Annotated in this window: 18 protein-coding genes; 9 read left to right on the top strand and 9 right to left on the bottom strand. The window is 55.5% G+C overall.

Going from position 1 to position 22,840, the window contains the following annotated elements; translation table 11 throughout:
• Positions 1–32 precede the first annotated feature (32 nt).
• A complete protein-coding gene (locus K7H09_RS06175) occupies positions 33–665 on the bottom strand; it encodes a class I SAM-dependent methyltransferase (RefSeq protein WP_009288375.1) in 633 nt (210 codons plus the stop codon).
• A gap of 272 nt (positions 666–937) precedes the next feature.
• On the bottom strand, positions 938–1,297 hold the full coding sequence (locus tag K7H09_RS06170) for a helix-turn-helix domain-containing protein (protein WP_081742548.1): 360 nt from the start codon (positions 1,295–1,297) through the stop codon (positions 938–940).
• A gap of 499 nt (positions 1,298–1,796) precedes the next feature.
• Here K7H09_RS06170 and K7H09_RS06165 point away from each other — a divergent pair, with 499 nt between their 5' ends.
• The 3 genes from K7H09_RS06165 to mdoH all read left to right on the top strand — a co-directional run bounded on the left by K7H09_RS06165 (position 1,797) and on the right by mdoH (position 8,596).
• Positions 1,797–4,142 carry a putative bifunctional diguanylate cyclase/phosphodiesterase gene (locus K7H09_RS06165; protein WP_230804129.1) on the top strand — a complete coding sequence of 782 codons (2,346 nt, stop codon included), beginning with the start codon at positions 1,797–1,799 and terminating at the stop codon, positions 4,140–4,142.
• Positions 4,143–4,497: 355 nt separating this feature from the next.
• Positions 4,498–6,084, top strand: coding sequence for a glucan biosynthesis protein G (locus tag K7H09_RS06160; RefSeq protein ID WP_051052184.1), 1,587 nt, complete (start codon positions 4,498–4,500; stop codon positions 6,082–6,084).
• Complete coding sequence (gene mdoH, locus K7H09_RS06155) at positions 6,077–8,596, top strand: glucans biosynthesis glucosyltransferase MdoH (RefSeq protein ID WP_230804128.1); 2,520 nt, start codon at positions 6,077–6,079, stop codon at positions 8,594–8,596. The genes K7H09_RS06160 and mdoH overlap by 8 nt, the downstream gene beginning before the upstream one ends.
• 84 nt (positions 8,597–8,680) lie before the next feature.
• Here the strand turns inward: mdoH and K7H09_RS06150 are convergent, their stop codons facing one another.
• On the bottom strand, positions 8,681–9,628 hold the full coding sequence (locus K7H09_RS06150) for a helix-turn-helix domain-containing protein (RefSeq protein WP_138800449.1): 948 nt from the start codon (positions 9,626–9,628) through the stop codon (positions 8,681–8,683).
• Between the two features lie 227 nt (positions 9,629–9,855).
• Here K7H09_RS06150 and K7H09_RS06145 point away from each other — a divergent pair, with 227 nt between their 5' ends.
• The 6 genes from K7H09_RS06145 (at position 9,856) to K7H09_RS06120 (ending at position 16,829) form a co-directional block, all read left to right on the top strand.
• The gene (locus K7H09_RS06145; RefSeq protein ID WP_230804127.1) at positions 9,856–11,271 is read left to right on the top strand and encodes an ethanolamine ammonia-lyase subunit EutB; all 1,416 of its coding nucleotides are present in this window, start codon (positions 9,856–9,858) and stop codon (positions 11,269–11,271) included.
• A complete protein-coding gene (eutC, locus tag K7H09_RS06140; RefSeq protein WP_138800451.1) occupies positions 11,261–12,097 on the top strand; it encodes an ethanolamine ammonia-lyase subunit EutC in 837 nt (278 codons plus the stop codon). Before K7H09_RS06145 ends, eutC begins: the two co-directional genes overlap by 11 nt.
• Positions 12,098–12,212: 115 nt before the next feature.
• Complete coding sequence (eat, locus tag K7H09_RS06135; RefSeq protein ID WP_027957819.1) at positions 12,213–13,652, top strand: ethanolamine permease; 1,440 nt, start codon at positions 12,213–12,215, stop codon at positions 13,650–13,652.
• 83 nt (positions 13,653–13,735) lie between these two features.
• Positions 13,736–14,230: a CIA30 family protein gene (locus K7H09_RS06130; RefSeq protein ID WP_022520108.1), complete on the top strand. Its 495-nt coding sequence runs from the start codon at positions 13,736–13,738 to the stop codon at positions 14,228–14,230.
• Positions 14,231–14,311: 81 nt separating this feature from the next.
• The gene (gene aceK, locus K7H09_RS06125; RefSeq protein WP_159176028.1) at positions 14,312–16,072 is read left to right on the top strand and encodes a bifunctional isocitrate dehydrogenase kinase/phosphatase; all 1,761 of its coding nucleotides are present in this window, start codon (positions 14,312–14,314) and stop codon (positions 16,070–16,072) included.
• A gap of 43 nt (positions 16,073–16,115) precedes the next feature.
• Entirely contained in the window at positions 16,116–16,829 is a 714-nt protein-coding gene (locus K7H09_RS06120) for an SIR2 family NAD-dependent protein deacylase (RefSeq protein WP_159176029.1), read from the top strand.
• 186 nt (positions 16,830–17,015) lie between these two features.
• Here the strand turns inward: K7H09_RS06120 and bioA are convergent, their stop codons facing one another.
• Genes bioA through bioB form a run of 6 tightly spaced genes read right to left on the bottom strand, consistent with a single transcriptional unit; the run spans position 17,016 to position 22,709 of the window.
• On the bottom strand, positions 17,016–18,290 hold the full coding sequence (gene bioA / locus K7H09_RS06115) for an adenosylmethionine--8-amino-7-oxononanoate transaminase (RefSeq protein ID WP_159176030.1): 1,275 nt from the start codon (positions 18,288–18,290) through the stop codon (positions 17,016–17,018).
• A complete protein-coding gene (gene bioD, locus K7H09_RS06110; protein ID WP_027957823.1) occupies positions 18,287–18,976 on the bottom strand; it encodes a dethiobiotin synthase in 690 nt (229 codons plus the stop codon). Before bioD ends, bioA begins: the two co-directional genes overlap by 4 nt.
• On the bottom strand, positions 18,973–19,755 hold the full coding sequence (bioC, locus tag K7H09_RS06105; protein ID WP_141440013.1) for a malonyl-ACP O-methyltransferase BioC: 783 nt from the start codon (positions 19,753–19,755) through the stop codon (positions 18,973–18,975). Before bioC ends, bioD begins: the two co-directional genes overlap by 4 nt.
• Positions 19,752–20,498, bottom strand: a complete 747-nt coding sequence (locus K7H09_RS06100; RefSeq protein WP_230804126.1) for an alpha/beta fold hydrolase — start codon at positions 20,496–20,498, stop codon at positions 19,752–19,754. The genes bioC and K7H09_RS06100 overlap by 4 nt, the downstream gene beginning before the upstream one ends.
• Entirely contained in the window at positions 20,480–21,637 is a 1,158-nt protein-coding gene (gene bioF, locus K7H09_RS06095) for an 8-amino-7-oxononanoate synthase (RefSeq protein WP_230804125.1), read from the bottom strand. Before bioF ends, K7H09_RS06100 begins: the two co-directional genes overlap by 19 nt.
• Positions 21,630–22,709, bottom strand: coding sequence for a biotin synthase BioB (gene bioB / locus K7H09_RS06090; protein WP_027957827.1), 1,080 nt, complete (start codon positions 22,707–22,709; stop codon positions 21,630–21,632). Before bioB ends, bioF begins: the two co-directional genes overlap by 8 nt.
• Between the last annotated feature and the right edge of the window lie 131 nt (positions 22,710–22,840).

Below are 22,840 nucleotides of genomic sequence, written 5' to 3'. Positions count from 1 at the left end.
TAGCCTGTGCGTAGCGGTAAAAAGTCACACGCTTAGCGGCTAGACGGAGCGGGCTTGACGGCCAGGAGTGCACGGAACAGACCATTCATTAGCACCGGTTCGTCGTGGTGAATCTGAAACCCAGCTTCGCTGAGCAGTGGCTGTGCTTGGCGTGTAATGTCGGTGGCAAGTGCCGATGTGACTCCATTCAGAAGACGTCGGCCCGCGCCCACAGATTGACCGTCTGGCTGGAACTTATCCATTACGCACAGCTGCCCACCGGGTTTTAACACGCGGTACGCTTCGGCAAGCCCTCGCTGTGGATCAGGCATTACCGCAATAATCAGATGCATGATGACGGCCTCAAAGTGCTCATCGGGGTAGTTGAGCGCCTCGGCATCCATCACACTACATTCCACATCGTGGCGAAGCTCCTCGGCTCTTTTTGCCGTGCGCTTCACCATGGCCGGAGCGATATCGGTGGCGTGCAATTCGATGTCATGAGGCAGAAAAGGCAGGTCTAACCCTGTGCCAGCCCCTACCAGCAGCACCCGCATACCAGGCTCCCAATCTACTTGTCCAAGCGCAATACGCCGTGGCCTACGAAACGCACGGGCGGCGACCGCATCGTAGAAAGGTGCGTAAACGGTGTAGCGAAGGCGATTCCACGCGGTGGTGTTGAACATAACGCCCCTTTGCAGCTCAACGCTGCGATTGCTGAATGCCGGGTGTCGACTATTTACATCAGACTACCTATAGCATGAAAGCAATCATTCAACCAATAAAGCGTGCTCATGTTGGATGATTTATTTTATATGGCTAATATTATCACCTTATCAAATTTATTGTGTGGGGTTTATGAAATAGCAAACATTATAGTGATCCTTTGGTTGATTTTTTGTAGTAATTTTTGATTGGTCTTAAAGTTGTAGAGATAAGATTTTGTCATTGTGTTTGATTACCCTTTTTGTAGGCGTGTAGTTAAGCTTTCAACAATATCGATAACTAGCTGTCGATCATTTTGATTTAAAGGCTCTAAAAGCTGTTTCATTCTGCTTGACTGATCATCGATATGAAAACTGGCTTGCCCAAATAACTCAGCTGCCTCGCAGTTGAAAATTTCAGCAAGCTCTATTAAGCGCACAATGTTGGGGATCACCCGCCCGCGCTCGATGCGCGAAACGGCTTCGTTACCAACACCTAGGCGCTCAGCAACTTCCTCTTGGGTCAATTGACTGCGAACCCGCTGTTTGGCAATTGCCCGGCCGATACTGCCTGCAAGCCGTTTCTGTTCTGTTTTATTCACAATGTCCTCCATTAGACCTAGATGGTTGAGGAACGACCTATTGACATGAAGGACTGTTTAGGTTGAATATCATCTTCTAAGGTTGATTTGGATGCCTGTAGTTACTTTTTGTTTCGTTTGGTTACGCCGTGAAATGTGTAATTAAGGGGTAATGATTTAATTGGGTAGCCAAAAAAAAATAAAAAGCATAGGTGTGATAGGTGGAAATGCCCGAAGCTATAAAGCATATAACTGAGGGCAGCTTTAGTAGTGTAAGTTATCAATATGCTTTCAGTGTTAATGTTCAAGTTGCTTTGGTTGTTTGAAGGTTGTTTAAAATCTTATGAAAGAAGATTGTGAGGTGTTGAATGTTGGGTGGTTTTTCTTTTGTAAGCTTTAGGCGTTTATAAACTTTAGTCGTTGATCGGTTACCGAATGGCGTTTATGCGGCGGATCGGTGCGTTTTTTTTAAATACTGTTCAGCAAGAGCGGGAGAGAAGCTTGATGTGTAAATCCGAAGGCGCTTAATAACATGCTCCCTACTTCTGCACCAGAGATTTTTCGACAGTTGGCGGATAAGTTGACCTGCGTCAGTGAAGAGGGCTTTTTTCAACACCTTGTGCGATCCCTGACGGGTATCCTTGGCGTTGATCATGCCGTTGTTGAATATGTCGATAGCCGCCAGGGCACTGTGAGCACATTGGCAGCGTGGTCTCAGGGTGAGTTCATTGAGACAGCTCCGTATTCACTACAAAGCACGCCATGCCAACAGGTCGCGGAACACTCACGGTTGTTTGTGCCTGCTTCTGCTCGTCAGCAGTTCCCGGATGATCAGCGGCTGGACTCCCTGAGCGTTGAGGGGTATTTGGGTATCTCCATCGCAGCGCCTGGTGGCGGCTTTTTGGGGGCTATTGCGCTAATGCACTCATCCGTCCTGGAGCTTCCTTCTTATGCCGATGAAGTGTTACGTATCTCTGCGGCGTTGGCTGGCGCAGAGTTGGCGCGTCAGTTAGCAGAAAGCCAAACGCGCGAACGTCTGTTATATAAACAGCAGGCGTTGCAGCGCATTGGTCGACACAACACCGCCCTGATCAACACCATTAATGAGCAGCAACGCTTTCAACACGCCGTTGTTAGCTTGGCAACTGCGGTCTCAGCTGAGAATGGCGAAGCGTTTCTGCGCCGGCTAACCGCCCATATGGCCGAAGCGTTATCCGCTGAAGTGGGGTTTATAGCGCTACTGGACGAGCAGGATTCCGATATCGCGCATACCTTAACGCTGTATGTAAATGGTCAGTGCCAGGATAATTTTGCTTATTATCTTCCCGGCGTTCCTTGCCATAAGGTAATGGTGGAGCAAGAGTGTATCGTTCACGAGGGCGCCGCCATTAGGCTGCCTGCTGAAACCAACGGGGCGCTTTCGTGGGTAAACGGCTATGTTGGGCGGCGGCTGGATGATAGCCATGGTCAGCCGATGGGGCTTATTGGCGTCATGTTTAAGAAGCCGCTGGACGATGTGGATGTTGTGCGCAATGTCTTGCAGATATTTGCTGCGCGGGCCGCTTCAGAGCTTGAACGCCAACAAGACGAAGTACGCATTCGCCAATTGGCTTTTTCTGATTCGGGGACTCAATTGCCCAACCGTGCTGCCTTTATGCGCCACTTAGAGCGAGTGGTCGCCGATACGCAGACCACTGAATTGGCGCTATTGCTACTGGATCTTAATCATTTCAAAGAGATCAATGATACCGCTGGGCATGACCTGGGCGATTTAGTCCTAAAGGCCGTGGCCGAGCGCTTTGCAGCTTCGTTGACGGAGGGACAGTATTTAGCACGCTTAGCTGGTGATGAGTTTGTGGTGGTTTGCCCTGGTGTTGAGGCAAGCAGCGCGTTAGCCACAGCTCAGCAATTGTGCGACAGCATCGCGCAACCGTTTATTGTTGAGCAACACTCCTTTGAGCTTTCTGTGGGAATCGGTCTGGCGCTATATCCTCAGCATGCGGCAATGCCATTAGAGCTGTTGAAACACGCCGACATTGCCATGCATCAAGCCAAGCGGCAAAAGCTTCCCGTATGTGTATTTGAACCCTGGATGGGGCGCGTTGTGGCTGAACAGTTGCATATCGCCAAACGCCTGGCGTCCGCCATTGCCGAAAAACAGCTGAGCCTGCACTTTCAGCCCCAGGTAGATTTGCACACCGGCCAGTTAATTGGCGCTGAGGCGCTGTGTCGGTGGCACGATGAGGAACTGGGTGACGTTTCACCGGGTAAATTTATTCCTATTGCCGAGGAGCGCGGCATGATTGTCGCGCTCGGCAGTTGGGTGATAGAGGAAGCCTGCAGGCAACTTGCCGCATGGCGAGAGCAGGGGCGCTCTATGCCTGGCCAGTTAGCGATTAATATTGCCGCCCAGCAGTTTGAAGAGGATGATTTGGTGACTGGCCTGCTCGGTTGCTGTGTCGACTTTGGCGTTGAGGCGTCACAACTTAGCCTGGAAATTACCGAAAGCGGTATCATGGAGAATCCTGAAAAAGCGATTGCTATGACCGAAGTGTTAAAGAGCAAAGGGTTAGGGCTTTCCATTGATGACTTTGGCACCGGGTATTCGTCGCTTGCCTACCTAAAGCGCTTCGCCGCCGATAAAATTAAAATCGATATCTCCTTCGTCCGCGATATGCTCACCAGCGACAACGACCGTGTCATTGTGGCAACGATCATTGCCATGGCAAACACGCTGGGCCTTGAAACCATTGCGGAAGGGATTGAGAACCAAAACCAGATTAACGCATTGCTTGCAATGGGCTGTGCCCAGGGCCAAGGCTACTACTTTGATCGGCCATTGGCAGCTAAAGAGTTTGCCCAGCGCTGGCTGCGCTAGGTGAGTAGGTCGTTTTTGCATTGAGCGTTTTTGAAGGGCGCCCACCAAACTGCTATCTATAATAGACAATAAGCTTAAGGTAGCGCCTGTTCTCCCGGTTCAACGAATCGAGCCCATTCTAATTTTAGCCTCAACCCTTTCAAAAAGCCCGGTTAGTCGGGGTGCCAAGTAGTCTAGACTCATGCTATACCTAAAACGTAACCTCATCTTCACATACGCTCGAGGTGCGCGCTTTAGGATGGTGAGAAAATCAAAAGGACGCATTTAGCTGATCGAATGGACTCTTTCGTATGTCGATTCGGCAAGTAAGCGAATTTGAATTTAGTCAAAGGATTGTACAGGAGCATGACGCTAAATGAGTGGATCGACCCGGTTAAGTAAATTTTCAAGCTGCAAAGGTTTTTTTTCAGTCGCCGTTCTGGGTGGCCTGCTGGTTGGAAGCATCCCTCTTGAGGCTTTTGCATTTGGCTTCGATGATGTCGCTAGAAAAGCAGAGGAACTAGCCCAGCAGGGCTACCGAGCCCCGGAAACATCTTTGCCTGATGAGCTGCGCGAACTCAGCTATATGGAGTATTCGCAAATACAGTTCAAGCGAGATCGCGATGTGTGGAGCGGTAAAGGCGCACCGTTCACCCTGAGCTTTATCCATGAGGGTATGCATTATGACAGTGCCATCCAATTAAACAGCGTTGATCAGGAGGGGGGGGTACATGGCTTTGCCTATAATCCGGATGATTTTACCTACGGTGATTTAGGCATCTCCGACGAAGTGAAGAATAGCGATGGCATTGGTATTGCCGGGGTCAGGATCAACCATGCACTCAATGAAGGTGATCGCAAAGATGAGGTGATGGTCTTTCTGGGGGCTAGCTATTTTCGCGCTATTGGCGAAGGGCAGGTTTATGGGCTTTCCGGGCGAGGACTTGCCGTTGATACAGGGCTACCTTCGGGCGAGGAGTTCCCTCGCTTCAAGGAAATATGGATCGTCGAACCTGGCCCGGAAAGCCAGTACTTGACTATTTTCGCACTGCTTGACTCACCTAGCGTGACCGGTGCATACCGCTTCGTGCTGCGTCCCGGAGAAGACACTATAGTCGACGTACAGTCGCGGTTATATTTGCGTCGGGCTGTCGAGAAACTAGGGATAGCTCCACTCACCAGCATGTATCTTTACGGCCCAGAGCAGCCCTCTTCGACACAACACTATATCCCGGCAATCCATGATTCTAATGGCCTTTTGATCAATGATGCGCAGAATGGCTGGCTGTGGCGCCCGCTAGCCAATCCGGCCAGATTGATGATGAATAGGCATGCAACACCTCAGTTACGCGGTTATGGCTTGATGCAGCGTGGCCACAATTTTAGCGATTATCAGGATATTGCCGCACGTTATGATCTGCGCCCAAGCGCCTGGGTCGAGCCACAAAACGAATGGGGAGCGGGTAGCGTTGAGCTGATTCAGATTCCGACTGACAACGAGACCAACGATAATATCGTCTCGATGTGGCTGTCTGATGAACCCCATGAGCCGGGAACACCGCTGGCATTCGATTACCGTATTACGTTCACAACCAATGAAAGCCGCCACCTTGATCCTCAGCTTGCCTGGGTTGAAGAAACACGTCGCTCACGGGGAGAGGTGATGCGCGATAACCTGGTGCGCGAGCCCGACGGGACACTCGCTTTTGTCCTCGATTTTATCGGGCCCTCGCTTTCCGGTATCGGCAGCGATGCAAATATGACCGTTGAGGCAAGCGTGGGCGATAATGGAGAATTGGCGACTAGCCGCGTTGTTCATAACCCAGCGACCAACGGTTGGCGTGTATTTGTCAATGTGAAGCGGAATAATGGCAGCCAGCCCTTGGATATCAGGGCCAAGCTAATGCTCGATGGCAAGCAAATGTCCGAAACCTGGTACTATAGGCTGCCTGCTAATGGCTGAAATGATGTCTTCATCGCAGGCAACGCCAACGGATATTTATTTAGAGCGCTTGGCGTTGGAGACCCAGAATCGTAAGGAGCGCTACAAGTTACTGGTCGGTGATCTTGATAAGCACGACATGGCGTCGCTACACGCTGCGTTGAGCGAGGATAGTGATGGGGATGGTAATTGGCAGAGAGGTGACAATAGTGATCCTGCAGCGCTGTCAGTAGGTCGGCGCCTGGCGCTTGCCTATGCAGAGCCGCCGCTAGCGCCGCCAGACGTGCTGTCTACGGACACCTCCGGTATTACCCGCCTGCAAACTGCGCCACCGATGAAGCGAACGCCGTTGGCGCCCCAGCAGTGGTCGACCAATCCTTTCGTGAATATTGGTCGCCGCTTCAAGCGCTGGGCAAATGGTGATTTTCGTCGGCGCAGAAGAGAGTCACCCTCCGCGTCCTGGAAGTGGGTCGCCACTAGGCGACGCTGGGTTTTGCTAGTGCTGATTTTCGGTCAAAGTATCATCGCTGCCAATCAGATGCGTACCGTCCTCCCTGGCCAGGGCCTGCAGTGGCTTGAGATAGCTATCCTGTCGTTATTTGTGTTGCTATTCGCCTGGGTATCCGCCGGGTTTTGGACTGCCTTGATGGGGTTTTTCCAGCTATTACGAAGCCATGACCGCTACGCCATTGACAACGAGGTGGGCGACGAGCCGATTGATGATGAGGCACGCACAGCACTATTGGTGCCAATCTGTAACGAGGATGTTGCCAGGGTCTTTGCCGGGGTGCGCGCCACCCTGGAATCCCTGCGCAGTACGGGTAATGACCGGCATTTCGACATCTTTATTCTGAGCGATACGTCCGACCCCGATATTGCCATTCAAGAAACCTATGCCTGGCTGGTGTTGTGTCGTGATCTGGATGCTTTCGGTCAGGTTTTCTATCGCCGCCGCCAGCGTCGAGTCAAACGCAAGAGCGGTAATCTTGACGATTTTTGCCGCCGCTGGGGGGCGCTCTATCGTTATATGGTGGTGTTGGACGCCGATAGTGTCATGAGCGGCAAATGCCTGACGCGACTGGTGCAAATGATGGAGGTGCACTCCAGGGTCGGCATTATCCAAACAGCGCCACGCGCTTCGGGGCGCCTCAATCTGTACGCTCGGATGCAACAGTTTGCGACACGAGTGTATGGACCGCTGTTTACTGCCGGGCTCCATTTTTGGCAATTGGGTGAGTCGCATTACTGGGGCCATAACGCGATCATTCGCCTCGCCCCGTTTATGCAGCACTGCATCCTGGCGCCACTGCCCGGTAAAGGCTCGATGTCTGGGGAGATACTATCCCATGATTTTGTTGAGGCGGCGCTGATGCGGCGAGCCGGTTGGGGGGTATGGATTGCCTACAAATTGGAAGGCAGCTTTGAAGAAATGCCACCTAACCTGCTCGATGAACTCAATCGCGACAGACGCTGGTGCCACGGAAATTTGATGAACTTCCGGCTGTTTTTCTCGCAAGGCATCCACCCCGTCCACCGTGCCGTTTTCCTGACCGGTTTAATGTCTTATCTTTCCGCGCCGCTATGGTGTCTTTTTTTAGTGCTTTCGACCGCGCTTTTAGCAGTGCATACCTTTAGCACGCCCGACTACTTTCCTGAGCCGGGAATGTTGTTTCCTGTTTGGCCACAATGGAATCCAACCTTAGCGGTGGGGTTGTTTGGTGTGACGGCGTTACTGCTGTTCTTGCCTAAGCTACTCAGCGTATTGCTGGTGTGGATACAGGGGAGTCGTCAATTTGGCGGGCCTCTCAAGGTATTGGAAAGTATGATTCTCGAGTCGCTATTCTCGATGCTATTAGCGCCGGTAAGGATGCTGTTTCACACCCGCTTTGTACTGACGTCATTGATGGGGTGGGCGGTTCAATGGCGCTCACCATCACGTGAAAATAGCGACACGACGTGGGGGGATGCATTCCGCGCACATTGGAGTCAAACCCTAATAGGGGCTGTGTGGGCAGCGGGTGTTTACGTTATGGAGCCTACATTTCTGTGGTGGCTCTCGCCCATCGTCGTCGCTTTGATGCTGTCTATCCCGGTATCGGCACTGTCGAGCCGTGTCTCGTTAGGGTGGTTCTGCTTTCAAAAGCGGCTTTTCCGGATCCCCGAAGAAACACAGCCGCCCCGTGTGCTGCGGCGCATGGTGAGGTTGCTTTCCCACATGAATACCGGAATGGCGGCGCCGTCTTTTGCCCAAATGGTGGTAGATCCTGTGCCGAATGCGTTAGCTACTGCTTTAGGCACATCACGGCATACCGATGCCGAGCCAATACGCCAACGTCGGGCCGAGCGGGTTGCACGCGGAGTCAGGATGGGGCCTGCGGCAATGAGTAAGCTGGAGCGTTTGGATTTTCTAGATGACCCGGTGATGATGTCGCAACTGCACTACCACATTTGGGAAGACAGCAAGGCACATCACAGTTGGTTTGACTGTGGTCTGCCAGGCCGTGAATCCAAGCACCTCCCAACCTTTAACTAGGCAGACGCTCTTTTTTAGCTACTCTCGCATTTAATCAGGCCGGCTGAGAGGCTGGCTTGTATTTGCCGCTATTCACTGACTCGCTCATAACGTTTTCGCACTGAGCGTTTGCGATGGGCTCTCTCCGAACTGCTGCTTGTAGTCGTGGGCGAACTGTCCCAAGTGCCAAAAACCCCAGTAGGTGGCTATTTCCGTGACCGATTGTTGCGGAGATGCCGTCCGCAGCGCCCGGCGCACGCGGTTCAGCCGGGTCAGGCGTAAAAACTGCAGCGGGCTGATGCCCAGGATGGTGGTAAAGCTGTACTGCAGGGTGCGGCGGCTAACGTGAGTGAGCTGACAAAGCTCCTCCATCGTCACCGGGCCATCCAAGTGCTCATCAACATAGCGTTTAACCCGGTCTACCACTTCCTTACGATGAGTGTAACTGGGTGGCAGCTCTGCTCCAGGCTGCTCGCCCTGCAGCAGTTCGAGTAACGCCATCAGCAGAATGTCTTGATGAATATGGCTAGCGATCGCCAAGGTCTGGCTGGTGAGGAGACGTTCAATAAGAAATGACACCGCATTGAGCGTTTCGCCAGCCGCTTGCCGACGCGGCTTTACTTGCCAGCGTTTATCCAGGCGCACCCCCTGCCGTTTAGCCGCCGCGGTCAATGCGGGCAACTGGATCACCAGCCCATATATATCGAAGGCCTGTGGGGTAACCAGTTCAAAATCCCGCCCGCCGGGGCGGCACATCACCTCGCCCGCGCTAAGCGTTTGACCATTGATACGCGTGCCTTGACGAGTAGTGGGAATCCCAATCCACAGCGAATTTGGCCATACCCGACAGTCCTGGCGTAGCGCTTGCCCGGTGTACTCCTTAAACACCTGCATCGTCTCTAATGCCACTTCATCCAGGCGACCATAGAAACTGCCAGGACTGAGCTGGTCGTACTCCTGTTGCCAACGCGTCAGGTTTTGCGCGTGCTCATCAGCATCAAACGCTTCCTGGACGCATCTTTTTGGTGCAAATGCGCTGTCGAGCGTGGTCATGGGTATCTCCTCGAGACGTAATACGCGCCCAATACTGCCTGGTTAACGCCTTAACTTTTTGTATTTATTTGAATTTATTAAATATTGAAGGGTTTGCCAAAACTCGATACTCCCTTTCTAGTGATAGCGCTATGGTAGAAACAAGCAAGTTTTATACCTCAACGCGCATGCCGTGACGCTGTGTCTGAAATATACGTAGAAATTGAAATATAAAAAAGGAAGGCCCCATGACGCAGACCTATCACACGACGGTGGGGAGCCGCAGCTATCGCTTTGCAAGCCTGGCAGAGCTAATGGCTAAAGCCACACCGCCCCGTTCCGGCGACCGTTTGGCCGGAGTAATGGCGGAGAGCGCTGAAGAGCGCGTGGTCGCTCAGATGGTATTGGCTGAACTCCCGCTCACCACCTTTTTGAACGAGGTCTTGATCCCCTACGAAGAGGATGAAATCACTCGGCTGATTATCGATGACCATGACGCCGACGCTTTCGCTCCCCTCCGTCACCTCACCGTCGGCGATTTTCGTAACTGGCTGCTCTCCGACCACGCTACCAGTGAGGTGTTAGCAGAAGTAAAAGCGGGGATTACCCCCGAAATGGCCGCTGCCGTCAGCAAGCTGATGCGCAATCAGGATTTGATTCTGGTGGCCAAAAAGTGTCGGGTCACCACCGCCTTTCGTAATACGATTGGTCTGCCGGGGCGGCTTTCAACGCGGCTCCAGCCAAATCACCCCACCGATGATGTGACCGGTATTGCGGCCAGCATTCTGGATGGCCTGCTCTATGGCAGCGGCGACGCGGTGATTGGCATCAACCCCGCGACGGATAACGTCGCTCAGAGCGTCAAGCTGATGCGCTTGATGGATGAAGTGATCCAGAAGTATCAAATCCCCACCCAGTCCTGTGTGCTTACCCATGTAACGAATACGCTGGAAGCGATCGAGCAGGGCGCCCCGGTGGATCTGGTCTTCCAGTCGATCGGCGGCACTGAGGCCACCAACCGCAGCTTTGGCTTTGACTTGAGTACTCTCGCCGAAGCTGAAGCAGCGGCACAGTCGCTCAATCGCGGTACGGTGGGGCGCAACGTCATGTATTTCGAAACCGGCCAGGGCAGCTCGCTCTCTGCCGACGCTCACCACGGGCTCGACCAGCAAACCTGCGAAGCTCGCGCCTACGCCGTCGCACGCAAGTTCAAGCCTTTGTTAGTGAACACTGTGGTGGGTTTTATCGGTCCGGAGTACCTGTTCGACGGCAAGGAGATCACCCGTGCAGGCCTTGAAGACCACTTCTGCGGCAAGCTGTTGGGCGTGCCCATGGGCTGCGATGTCTGCTACACCAATCATGCCGAAGCCGATCAGAATGATATGGATAACCTGCTCACGCTACTCGGCGTGGCGGGCTGCAATTTCATCATGGGTATCCCCGGCTCCGACGACATCATGCTCAATTACCAGACTACTTCCTTTCACGATGCGCTCTATGCACGGCGGGTACTGGGGCTGAAGGCTGCGCCGGAGTTCGAGCGCTGGCTCGAAGAGATGAAGATTTTCCAGGATGTCAGCACCCACCGGCTCAATGACCAGCTTCCGGCCGCCTTTGCCAAAAGTCTGTACCACCTCCCCAAGGAGCCGCGCCATGGCACATGATCCATCATCCCCCATCGTGGTGGAGAACCCCTGGGAGCGGCTGAATGCCTTTACCGACGCGCGAATTGGCCTGGGGCGCGCTGGGGTCAGCCTGCCGACCAGCAAGTTGCTGGCATTTCAGTTGGCTCACGCCCAAGCACAGGATGCGGTTCACTGTCCGCTGGATGTGGAAGCGCTTTCTACCGAGCTGTCCCAAACCCTGAGTTTGACTGAGACACCGCTACGCTTGCACAGCCATGCCCAGGATCGTGCCACGTACCTGCAGCGGCCCGACTATGGCCGTCGCCTTAACGACGAAGCCCGTGAGCACCTCCAGAAAACCGCCGCGTCTCAGCAGCGTTATGACCTTGCGATTGTTGTGGTCGATGGGCTTTCGGCGTTGGCTGTACAGCAAAACAGTGCTCCGTTTCTTGGCGCGCTTTATCAGATGCTGAGCGGCGATGCTGCCGACTGGCAGCTAGCGCCGCTGACCATTGTGGAGCAGGGGCGGGTAGCGATTGGCGACGAAATTGGCGCCCTGCTCAATGCCGACGCCGTGCTCGTCATGATCGGCGAACGACCGGGGCTAAGCTCGCCGGATAGCCTGGGGCTTTACATGACCTGGGCGCCCGAACCTGGATTAAGGGACGACCGGCGCAACTGCATTTCCAATGTGCGTCCGGCAGGTTTGCAAGTGGAGGAGGCCGCCAGACGCTTCTTTCTGCTGTTAAAAGAGGCCCGCCAGCGCAAATTGTCGGGCGTTAAGTTGAAAGACCGCAGTGAAGACGATGTGCTAGAAGGAGACTCCGCATCAGGTTCGACGCGTAACTTCCTGGTGGCAGATTAACGTCACCTAACAAGCGACACCCTATAACAACGATCACACAACAAAACGGAACAACGTTGGTAAACCACAGCACGCCGCTGACGACGATTTCGTTCCACACTTAAAGGGCAAAACGATGACACAACCAACGATAGATCAGGCGTATCTGGCAAAACGCCAACTGCGCAAAGGCACCGCTGGCTGGATGTTGCTGGCGGGCCTTGGGGTTTCCTACGTAATTTCCGGTGATTTCGCCGGGTGGAACTTTGGTATTGCTGAAGCTGGCTGGGGTGGCTTTGCAATAGCCGCGTGTCTGATGGCGTTAATGTATCTGGCGCTGGTGCTGTCACTTGCCGAAATGTCGGCGGCGATACCCGCGGCTGGGGGCGGATACAGCTTTGCCCGCCAGGCAATGGGGCCTGCTGGCGGCTATCTGACCGGGTTGGCCGTATTGATCGAGTATGCCCTGGCGCCAGCGGCCATTGTGATCTTCATTGGCGCCGCCGTAGAGTCGTTGCTGGGTATCAACGGCCCGCTGGTCTACCTCATTTTCTACGCGCTGTTCATCGGCATTCACTTGGCGGGTGTGGGGGAAGCGCTAAAAGTCATGATGGTCATCAGTGGCTTGGCCGTGTTTGCCATCCTGGCCACCGCGGTCGCCCTGATCGGAGATTTTGACGCCGCCAACCTGTTCGATATTGCCCCCACCGATGCAGCGGGTGCGAGCACCTTTATGCCCTTTGGCTGGTACGGCGTCTGGGCGGCACTACCCTTTGGTATGTGGCTGTTCCTGGCGGTGGAAGGCGTACCGCTGGCGGCCGAAGAGGCTAAAGACCCCGCCCGGGACATGCCCAAAGGCATTATCGGCGCGATGCTGTTTCTGCTGTTCACAGCGCTGTTGGTCGTGGTGCTGCTGGCCGGTGCCGCGGGCGCCGAGATGATCGGTCAAAGCGGCGTGCCGCTGGTAGATGCGCTGAATGCAGCAGGTAATCCGACCCTGGCAACCGTGGTGAACGTACTGGGTTTGGCGGGGCTGATTGCTTCCTTCTTTTCGATCATCTACGGCTATAGCCGGTTGGTCTTTGCGCTTTCACGGGCGGGGTACCTCCCCAAGGCGCTGTCGCTGACCAGTGGCCGTAAAGTGCCTTATCTTGCCCTGATCGTGCCCGGCGTGTTTGGCTTTCTGGTGTCGTTGAGCGGTGAAGGCGACCTGATGCTGGGCATGGCCGTGGTCGGTGCGACGATCTCTTATGCGCTCATGGCACTCAGCCATATTCTACTGCGGGTAAAACAACCCGACCTGCCGCGTCCGTATAAAACGCCTGGCGGTGTCGTTACCTCGGGGATTGCACTGGTGCTTTCCCTGGTTGCGCTCACCGGGGTATACGCCTTCGACCCACGCGCCTTTAACTACACTATCGTGCTGTTCATTGTTGGCGCAGCTTACTTCTTCCTCTACAGCAAGAATCACCTCGTAGCGAAAACCGCCGAGGAGGAGTTTGCGTTGGTGGTCGCGTCACCTGAAGATCTGGATGATATTGACTCAGATCCTGTGGTCACGACAGCGAAGCTGTAATTCACAAGACTAATCGCCTAGGCTGAACAAGCCTCTTTGCCCAGCGGCAAAGAGGCTTTTTTGGCTAATGATAAGGAGTCGTCATGGCGTTGACATTTGATAGTCCCAGCGAGCAGCAGCGCTGGTACTCCGTTGATGATGGCGTGATGGGTGGCGTTTCAAAGAGTGGTTTTTGCGTTACCGATGGCGTAGGTCGCTTTCAGGGCGAGGTGTCGCTTGAAAACGGTGGTGGCTTTGCCTCCGTTCGCCGCGAGCCCAATGGGTTCGAGCCAACGCTAGCGGATGCCCAGGGCATAGAGCTGACCGTGCGGGGCGACGGACGTACCTATCAACTGCGCTTGAAAAGCACCTCCCTTGGCAATGCCTCAGCGTACCGAGTGAAATTTACGCCTTCTCAAGATGCCTGGGAGACGCTGTACTTCTCATGGGATGCTTTTGAAGCGGTGAGGCGGGGAACGCTATTGAGTGACGCCCCGGCAGTAACGCCAAGCGAGATTCACCAACTTGGCTTTTTAATCGCTGACCGCACCGCGGGGCCTTTTTGCTTACGGCTCAAACGTATTGCGGCAGTGCGCTAAACTGGGGCTACCCAACCAAGGTCGTCTCGCATGTAGTTTGCCGTTAGGCAACGCTAGCGCAAATCAACAGGAGCCCAGCCCGTGAAGCACTCGCCTGCGTACCGCTTAGCGACGACGATTTTGCATGGCTTTGATGAGTACCGTGCACGTTTTAAGGAGATTACCGCCGATGCCAGCCGTCGTTTCCGTGACGCGGCGTGGCGCGAAACGCAGCAGGCATCCGCCGAGCGCATCAATCTCTATAAGGAAAAGATTGATGACACTCTGGGGCGCTTAAAGCGTACCTTTGATCCCGAGGTGGTGTCTCACTGCGAGTGCTGGCGCGAGGCGCGCAACCACTACGCTGAGTTGATCAGCCACCGACTCGATTATGAGCTCGCTGAAACCTTCTTTAACTCGCTGTTCTGCGCTATTTTCCATCATCGCCATATCCGCAACGACTGGATGTTTGTGTATAGCTCCCGGGAAGATGCCGCCCACCGCTCGGGAATTGACCTATGCCGTCGCAAACAGGTTAATGGCGACTGGCAGGCTGCCCTCAAATGGGCACTTATCGATGCCCCCTTCGAAAATCGCTTTGCGGAAATAGATCAGGATACTCATCTCGGCGCCACCTTCTTACAGCAGCACTTACCCTCGGCGATTTTGAATGCCAGTGATGCTGAAATCGAGCTACTGAATAGCGTCTTTTATCGCAATAAAGGCGCCTATTTGGTGGGGCGAATCCTGGGCGGCGGCGAGCAGGTGCCGCTGGTGCTGCCGGTACTCCATGGCGAAGGGTTTGGTGAGCAGCAGGGGGGCGACCCTTGCCTACACCTGGATACGGTACTGATCGAAACCGACGAGGTGTCGATTATTTTCTCCTTCACCCGCGCCTACTTCCAAGTTGAGGTAGCGGTACCCAGGGAGTTTGTCGATTACCTGCAGCAGCTGATGCCGCACAAACCGGAAGGCGAACTCTACGCTGCCATCGGCTTCTTCAAACATGGTAAAACCGAGTTTTTCCGGGCACTGAATCGTCAGGTCGCTAAGCGCGAGGATCAGTTTATTATCGCCCCAGGCGTGCGCGGCATGGTGATGGCGGTGTTTGTACTGCCCAGCTTTCGCACCGTCTTTAAGATCATTAAAGATAAATTCGACCCGGCCAAAGACGTGACCCACGCCGTAGTGCGAGAAAAGTATCGGCTAGTGAAACGTCATGACCGGGTAGGGCGCATGGCTGATACTCAAGAGTTCTCCAATTTTATTGTCCGCCAGGATCATTTTGCGCCGGAGTGCCTGGAGCACTTACTGGAAGTGGCTCCCTCAACCGTTGTGTTGAAAGACGATAAGGTGATTATCAAGCACTGCTATACCGAGCGGATGATGACGCCGCTGAACATCTACCTGGAACAGTGCAGCGACCAAGAGAAGGAGACGGTGCTTAAGGATTACGGCAATGCCATTAAGCAAATGGCCGCGGCGAACATCTTTCCTGGCGATATGCTGCTGAAAAATTTTGGCGTGACACGCCATGGAAGGGTGATCTTCTACGACTACGATGAAGTTTGCTACCTCACCGAGTGCCGTTTTCGGCATATACCCAAATCCCAGGGCAATGACTTCCAGGGGGGGGATACGTTATCTATCGGCCCTAACGATATTTTTCCTGAGGAGTTTGGGCCTTTTATGTTCGCTAATAAGATCCTACGCGACATGTTCATGGCGCAGCACCCCGAGCTATTTGATCCGGAATACTGGCTGGAACTGCAGCAGGCCATCATCGATGGGCGCGTCATCGATGTTTATCCTTACCGTAACAAGCAGCGTTTTGCGGGCAACATCGGCCAGCTAGTATATTAGTGTTCTACTTAAGAAAAAGTGGAACATAAACGACGAGGTAAACATGGCAGCAAGCCCGCATTTGGTGGTATTTACCGGCTCGGGGATTAGCGCCGAGAGCGGGATTAAAACCTTTCGCGCTAGCGACGGCCTGTGGGAGAACCATCCGGTCGAGGATGTGGCGACCCCCCAGGCGTGGCAGCGCAATCCGCAGCAGGTATTGGATTTCTATAATCAGCGCCGCGAGCAGATCCGTCGCGCCAAGCCCAACGCCGCCCATAAAGCGCTGGCTGCACTGGAGCAAGACGGCTTTAGCGTCAGTATCATTACCCAGAACATTGATGACCTACACGAGCGTGCAGGCTCTCGCCATGTATTACATCTGCACGGCGAGATTTTAAAAGCACGTTCGTCAATCGATGAGCGCATGCGCTACCCGCTGCCGAAAGGTGGCATAGAACTGGGCAGCGTGTGCGACAAGGGCAGCCAACTGCGACCCGACGTGGTCTGGTTTGGCGAGTCGGTGCCGCTGTTTGCGGAGGCCTGTGACCTTGTTAGCCAGGCTGACTTTCTGCTGGTCGTTGGCACGTCGCTGGCAGTCATGCCTGCCGCTTCGCTGCTCTCGTACATTGACTACGACACGCCCTGCGCACTGGTCGACCCGGAGGCGGATATGCTCAGCCCGCCAGGTGTATTGGCAATTAACACCACCGCTGGAGAAGGCGTTCCAGCGTTGGTAAACCGCTGGAAGCAGCAGGGTAATCTACTGTTGTCTTGAAAATTCGAGACTGGATCGGCACAGCCTTCTGCGGGGGCGCTGTAAACCCGTCCATGGGCGCTACTTTTGTCATCTGACCGCCATGGATGGCGGAAATGCCGGAATTGTTGGGAACATTTTCCGGTCATGACAAAAGACCCCCGCTACAGGCTGATCCCGATCTCGTGTTGAGTAATCATTGTGGCTTTATTGAGGCCTTAAGAACCACGCCTTCATTACATCGGTAATCTGGCTAATTTCCGCTTCAGAAGTAATGTAGGCGGGCATGGTATACAGCCAGCGGCCAATGGGGCGCAGCCAAACGCCGCGCTCCCGGGCGAAATCGCCTACCCCCTTTAGCGCCTCGGCGGAGTGCGCTTCGATAACGGCGGTGGCGCCAAGGACTCGAACGTCAGCCACGGCCGGGTGCGCGTTCAGCGCCTGGTCTTCGAGTAGCTCACGCTGCAGTTGCTGGCTGAGTGTCGCAATCTTGCCAAGATAGTCTTCCTCTTCGAACACGCGCAGACTCTCTAATGCCACGCGGCAGGCCAACGGGTTGCCCATAAAGGTAGGCCCGTGCATAAAGGCGTGCTGGGGAGTATCGCCGATAAAGGCATCGTGAACCCGATCTGTGGCGAGCGTTGCAGCGTGGCCTAAATAGCCGCCGGTCAAACCTTTGGAGAGCACCATGATATCCGGCGTGATGCCCGAATGGTCGGCGGCAAACAGTTTGCCGGTGCGGCCAAAGCCGGTGGCGACTTCGTCAAAAATCAACAGCACCCCAAACTCATCGCACAGTTCCCTGGCGCCAGTAACATAGTCTGGCGAGGTCATGTTGAGCCCGCCTGCCGCTTGTAACAGGGGCTCCATAAGAAGCGCGGCAATCTCGTGGTGGTGGCGCTCCAGTACGCTACGCAGGGCGCTAAGGTCGTGCTCGACCTGTTCAGCGGTGGCATCAAAAGGGGCCGTGGGCGCCGGGGCGAAATGGTGCTGGGGGAGCAGACTGGTGAACAGGCTATGCATGCCCTCTTCCGGGTCGCACACCGCCATGCAACCGGTGGTGTCGCCATGATAAGCCTTCATCAACGAGAGCATCTTTTGCTTGCCTGAGTGGCCGGCAAGTACCTGGTACTGCAGCGCCATTTTCATCGCCACTTCCATGCCCACCGAGCCGCTGTCCGAATAGAAGACGTGATTCAGCCCGGTGGGGGTAATGCGCACCAGCTCGCGGGCCAACTGGTCGGCGGGGTCATGGGTCAAGCCGCCAAGCATCACGTGGCACAGCTCGCCTGCCTGTTCGCGAATGGCCGCCACCAAACGGGGGTGGCCATAGCCGTGAATCATGCACCACCAGGAGCAGGTGGCATCCAGCAGGCGTTCACCGCTCTCAAGCATAAAGTGAGCGCCCTCACCGCCAACCACCTTAGGTGCGGGTGTCTGGGTTTTTAGGTGAGCATAAGGGTGCCAAACTGGCGTTTTCATAACGGCTCCAGGGAAAGACAGGGGGCGGCATTCGCGGCGTTGGGGGCATCTAGATGGGGAATAATGCCTAAACAGGGAGCCGCCAGCTTGGCGTTTAGATGGGCAATATTGGCCTCAAAGCGGGCTGTGTCAGCCGCAAAAGCGGGGTCTACCACGCTGCCTGCCCAGCCGGCTAATACCAAGCCGTCGGCGCGAATGGCTTCTGCGGTTAAGCGGGCATGATTCAAGCAGCCCAGCTTTAGGCCAACCACCAGAATCACCGGTAGCTCAAGCGCCATCGCCAGGTCGGCAAAATCTTCCTGTTCGTTTAACGGTACGCGCCAGCCGCCGGCGCCTTCAATCAGAGTGATGTCTCTGGGTGTTTGGCTAAGCGTTTCGCGCAGCAAGCTAACGATGGTGCTAATCTCAAGCGGCTGACCCGCCTCTAACGCAGCGAGGTGAGGCGCAATGGCGGGGGCAAAGGCGATGGGATTCACCGTGGCGTAGTCGACCGGCGGCACGCTTTGATGCTGAAGGGCGAGAGCATCACTATTTTGCAGGCCTTCAGGCGTCGCTTGGCTGCCGGAGGCGATAGGTTTCAAGCCCAGCGTGCTCAGCTGCTGTTGGCGGGCGGTATATAGCAATCCGCTGGTCACCAATGTTTTACCCGCATCGGTATCGGTGCCAGTCACAAACCAGACGTTCATAGCGATTTTTCCAATTGCAGCGTTAAGCAGTGGTAACTCACGGGTAGGCCTTCCGGTTGGCGGAGTTGTTCAAAGCGCGCTTGTGCGGCGGCGATGTCATTTCGACTAAGGCTGGCTTGTGGCCGGGCAATCTGGGCGCCGACACCTTTGATGGACGCCATTACCGCCTTCAAGTCAGGGTAATAGAAGCGCTCAACGGTGGCCGTCTGCCGGGTGATGGTTAAGCCGCTTTCGCCGATGGCTCTCTCGACGCTGGCGCGATCAGGCGTTTGCAGCAGCGCTTCGGGTCTCTGCCAGGCATGGCCAACTTCTTTTAACGTTCCTGGCAGCAGCGTCGTAATATGCGCCAATCCCCCGGGCGTGAGGACCCGGTAAAGCTGCTCCATCACCGCGCCAATGTCGGGGCACCACTGCACCGCCAGGTTGGAAAACACCAGATCAAATGCATGCTTACCAAACGGCAGTGTCGCGGCGTCTCCCGGTTGCCAATGAATGCTTTCACCGTGGCGCTGGCGGGCCTGTTCCAGCATGCCGGGGGCTAAATCTAACCCCGTTATACGAGCATTCGGGTAACGTTCAGCCAACCGCTGTGTCCAGTAGCCGGTACCACACCCCATATCCAACACGTTAAAAGCGTGTGGAGGTAACGAACCCCAAAGCTTCTCGCCTATGTGGCGTTGTGCTGTGGCTAACGCATCGTAGCGGGGAGCGGCCCGGGAGAAAGCGTGGGCGACCCGTGCCTGCCAGTTAACCTCAGCCTTCAGCGTTAGATCGTTCATAAAACCGCCGTACTGACGTCAGTCATCTGTCTGGCATGATGGCCAATCGTTGCTGCGAGTGCCTGGGGCTGCGAGAGCATCGGGCAGTGGCCGACATCGCTTAGGGGCTTGCTTAGGCGGCGCTGGGCGGGGCTGATGAATGGATCATGGTCGCCGATGAGACGTACCACTGGGCAAGGGGGCGCCGCTAGGCGTGGGCGATTATCAATGGTTGCCAGCCAGTGTAGGCCGGTAGCCAAGGTGGGGCTGTCGGCAGGCGGTGTATCGCCCAATAAATCACGCAGTTGCCGGTGAACTTGCCGGGGGCCGGGCTCACCTTGGGTCTGCCAGCGCAAAAAGTGTTGCCAGGTCGCGGTGGGGTCGCGCTGAAAGGCGCGTTGGAAGGCACTCAGCTCGGCGCTAGTGACGCCACCTTTGGCGCTGACCTCGCCTTTGACACAGAACGTCTCCCCCGCACCGAGCAGAATCAGGCCCCGAGGTGGGGGAAGATATGCCAGTAGCGCCGTAGCAAGTAGCCCACCCAATGACCAGCCGACCCAGACCGCATCGCTGGCTAACGGCTCGGCCATAGTGTCGGCCAGCTCTTGCAGCGCCGCGTTGGCCTCAAGCGGCGGCGTATCGCCATAGCCGGGCCAATCCACCGCCTGGGCAGCTAGGCAGGCGGGCCAGTGCGCCTCAAGCGGCTGCCAAATACGCTGGCCGATTCCCCAGCCGGAGAGCAGGATTAAGCGCAGGGGCTGCATAACGCCTCTTGGTGCTGGCAGTGGTGGAGCGCGGCTAACAGTTGATCAATATCGTCGTGCTGATGGCGAGCGCTTAAAGTCACACGCAGACGGGATTCACCCTTGGGCACTGTTGGCGGTCTAATCGCCCCCACTTGTATACCCTTTTGCTGGAGATGTAATGCCCAGCCTAGGGTGCGCGTTTCATCGCCCAGGATCAGCGGCTGAATGGGGGTGGCCGAATCGCTGAGAGCTAGCCCCAGGTGCAGCGCCTCACGGCGAAAGTAAGCGATATTGGCGTTTAGCTGAGCGCGGCGTTCCGGTTCGCCCTGAACGATCTCCAGCGCTTTTAAAGTCGCGGCGGAGATGGCCGGAGGTTGGGCGGTGGTATAGACATAGCTGCGTGAAAACTGGATCAGGTGATCGATTAACTCGGTATCACCAGCAACAAACGCCCCGGCGGTGCCTAATGCTTTTCCTAACGTGCCGACAAGAATCGGCACGTCCTTACTACTCCAGGTGTTGCCCACGCAGCCGCTGGCATTGTCGCCTAGCACGCCTACGCCGTGGGCATCATCGATCATCAGCCAGGCGCTGTGCTGCTGACTGACTTCGACCAGCGTGGCAATATCGGCGATATCGCCATCCATACTGAAAACACCATCGCTGACCACGAGCTTGTGCGCGCACTCACTGCGTGCCAGCAGGCTGTTCAGATCAATGGCATCGCGGTGATGAAAGCGCCGCGAGCGGGCACCGCTTAACGCGGCGCCATCAATTAGCGATGCGTGGTTGAGGCGATCCTGGAAAATAGCGGTATGGCGATCTGCCAGCGCTTGCAGCACACCGAGATTGGCCATATAGCCGGTAGAAAACAGCAGCGCACGTTCGCGGCCTGTCCAGCGCGCTAACGCTTCTTCCAGGGTGTCGTGAATCTCTAGATGACCGCTGACCAAGTGCGAAGCACCTGCACCCGCGCCAAACTGGCGCGCGCCTTCCGCCTGGGCTTCACACACGCGAGGGTCTAGGGTGAGGCCCAGGTAGTCGTTACCTGCAAAGTCGAGGGTATTGTTTTTGGCTACCTGACGAGTTCGCCAGCGCTCCGTCTGTTGACGATGAGCGCGGGCGTCGGCCAGACGCTGTTGCCACGCTTCAGACACTGGCGTCTACCGCCAGCTCGGCAACCCTTTCGGCGTGCACCTGCTGCTGTGCCTGTTGGGCAAGGCGTGCTGCTTGAGTATCTTCGCTTTCGCAGGTCTCGCGCTTCTCAGGGTGCAGGCCCAGCTTGGCAAAAAGGGCACGGTCACGATCCACTTGGGGGTTGCCAGTGGTCAGCAGTTTGTCGCCATAGAAGATCGAGTTGGCACCGGCCAAAAACGCCAGCGCCTGGGTTGATTCGTTCATCTGCTCGCGGCCAGCGGAGAGCCGTACATGGCTTTGCGGCATCATAATGCGGGCGACCGCAATGGCGCGTATGAACTCGATGGGGTCTAAATCTTCAACATTTTCCAGCGGTGTGCCGGGCACTTTCACCAGCATATTAATCGGCACGGATTCAGGGTGCGGGGAGAGCTTGGCCAGCTGTTGCAACAGGGCGCTACGGTCTTTGGCATCTTCACCCATGCCGAGAATCCCGCCAGAGCAGACCTTCATGCCCGCATCGCGCACGTTGGAGAGCGTTTCCAGCCGGTCGCTGTAGGTGCGGGTGGTAATGATCTCGCCGTAGAACTCCGGCGAGGTATCCAGGTTGTGGTTGTAGTAATCGAGCCCTGCCGTGGCCAATCGACTGGCCTGTTCGCCGTCGACCATCCCCAGCGTCATGCAGGTTTCAAGGCCCACGGCTTTCACCTGACGAACCATCTCTTCGACCAGCAGTAGATCTTTATCCCGCGGGCTTCGCCAGGCGGCGCCCATGCAAAAACGGCTGGCACCTGCCTCTTTCGCTGCCTTGGCTTGTTCGACGACCTTTTCAATTTCCAGCAGCTTCTCTTTTTCCAGCTGAGTGTTGTAGTGGCCGGATTGGGGACAGTATTTGCAGTCCTCGGGGCAGGCGCCGGTCTTGATCGACAGCAGGGTAGAGACCTGCACCGCGTTAGCATCGAAGTGGGCACGGTGAACCTGCTGGGCTTGAAACAGCAGGTCATTGAACGGCAGCGCGAAAAGCGCGTTGATCTCATCCAGCGTCCAGTCGTGGCGCTGCGCATGAAGAAGCTGTTCGTGATGCACGGTCATGGTGTAAACCTTTTTACCTTTAATAGTTGACGAGACTTTAGCGGCGTTGCGCTTTGGGTGTCAACGTTGGAGATTTTTTAGGTTTACGGTGGTGGTGGAAACATTCGTCAAAAGATGATGCGCTCATTTAT

Source organism: Halomonas sp. IOP_14 (assembly GCF_021021315.1).
Lineage (GTDB): Bacteria > Pseudomonadota > Gammaproteobacteria > Pseudomonadales > Halomonadaceae > Vreelandella > Vreelandella titanicae.
Note: the sequence above shows the minus strand (reverse complement) of the source record. Positions and strands in the feature narration are given on the sequence as shown.

Excerpts from the sequence above, each read along its gene's own strand:
- K7H09_RS06170 (WP_081742548.1), bottom strand. The coding sequence starts at position 1,297 with ATGGAGGACATTGTGAATAAAACAGAACAGAAACGGCTTGCAGGCAGT.
- mdoH (WP_230804128.1), top strand. The coding sequence starts at position 6,077 with ATGGCTGAAATGATGTCTTCATCGCAGGCAACGCCAACGGATATTTAT.
- bioA (WP_159176030.1), bottom strand. The coding sequence starts at position 18,290 with ATGAAAACGCCAGTTTGGCACCCTTATGCTCACCTAAAAACCCAGACA.
- eat (WP_027957819.1), top strand. The coding sequence starts at position 12,213 with ATGACACAACCAACGATAGATCAGGCGTATCTGGCAAAACGCCAACTG.
- K7H09_RS06100 (WP_230804126.1), bottom strand. The coding sequence starts at position 20,498 with ATGCAGCCCCTGCGCTTAATCCTGCTCTCCGGCTGGGGAATCGGCCAG.
- K7H09_RS06145 (WP_230804127.1), top strand. The coding sequence starts at position 9,856 with ATGACGCAGACCTATCACACGACGGTGGGGAGCCGCAGCTATCGCTTT.
- bioB (WP_027957827.1), bottom strand. The coding sequence starts at position 22,709 with ATGACCGTGCATCACGAACAGCTTCTTCATGCGCAGCGCCACGACTGG.
- K7H09_RS06120 (WP_159176029.1), top strand. The coding sequence starts at position 16,116 with ATGGCAGCAAGCCCGCATTTGGTGGTATTTACCGGCTCGGGGATTAGC.
- K7H09_RS06165 (WP_230804129.1), top strand. The coding sequence starts at position 1,797 with ATGCTCCCTACTTCTGCACCAGAGATTTTTCGACAGTTGGCGGATAAG.
- K7H09_RS06150 (WP_138800449.1), bottom strand. The coding sequence starts at position 9,628 with ATGACCACGCTCGACAGCGCATTTGCACCAAAAAGATGCGTCCAGGAA.
- bioC (WP_141440013.1), bottom strand. The coding sequence starts at position 19,755 with ATGAACGATCTAACGCTGAAGGCTGAGGTTAACTGGCAGGCACGGGTC.
- K7H09_RS06175 (WP_009288375.1), bottom strand. The coding sequence starts at position 665 with ATGTTCAACACCACCGCGTGGAATCGCCTTCGCTACACCGTTTACGCA.
- bioD (WP_027957823.1), bottom strand. The coding sequence starts at position 18,976 with ATGAACGTCTGGTTTGTGACTGGCACCGATACCGATGCGGGTAAAACA.
- K7H09_RS06160 (WP_051052184.1), top strand. The coding sequence starts at position 4,498 with ATGAGTGGATCGACCCGGTTAAGTAAATTTTCAAGCTGCAAAGGTTTT.
- eutC (WP_138800451.1), top strand. The coding sequence starts at position 11,261 with ATGGCACATGATCCATCATCCCCCATCGTGGTGGAGAACCCCTGGGAG.
- K7H09_RS06130 (WP_022520108.1), top strand. The coding sequence starts at position 13,736 with ATGGCGTTGACATTTGATAGTCCCAGCGAGCAGCAGCGCTGGTACTCC.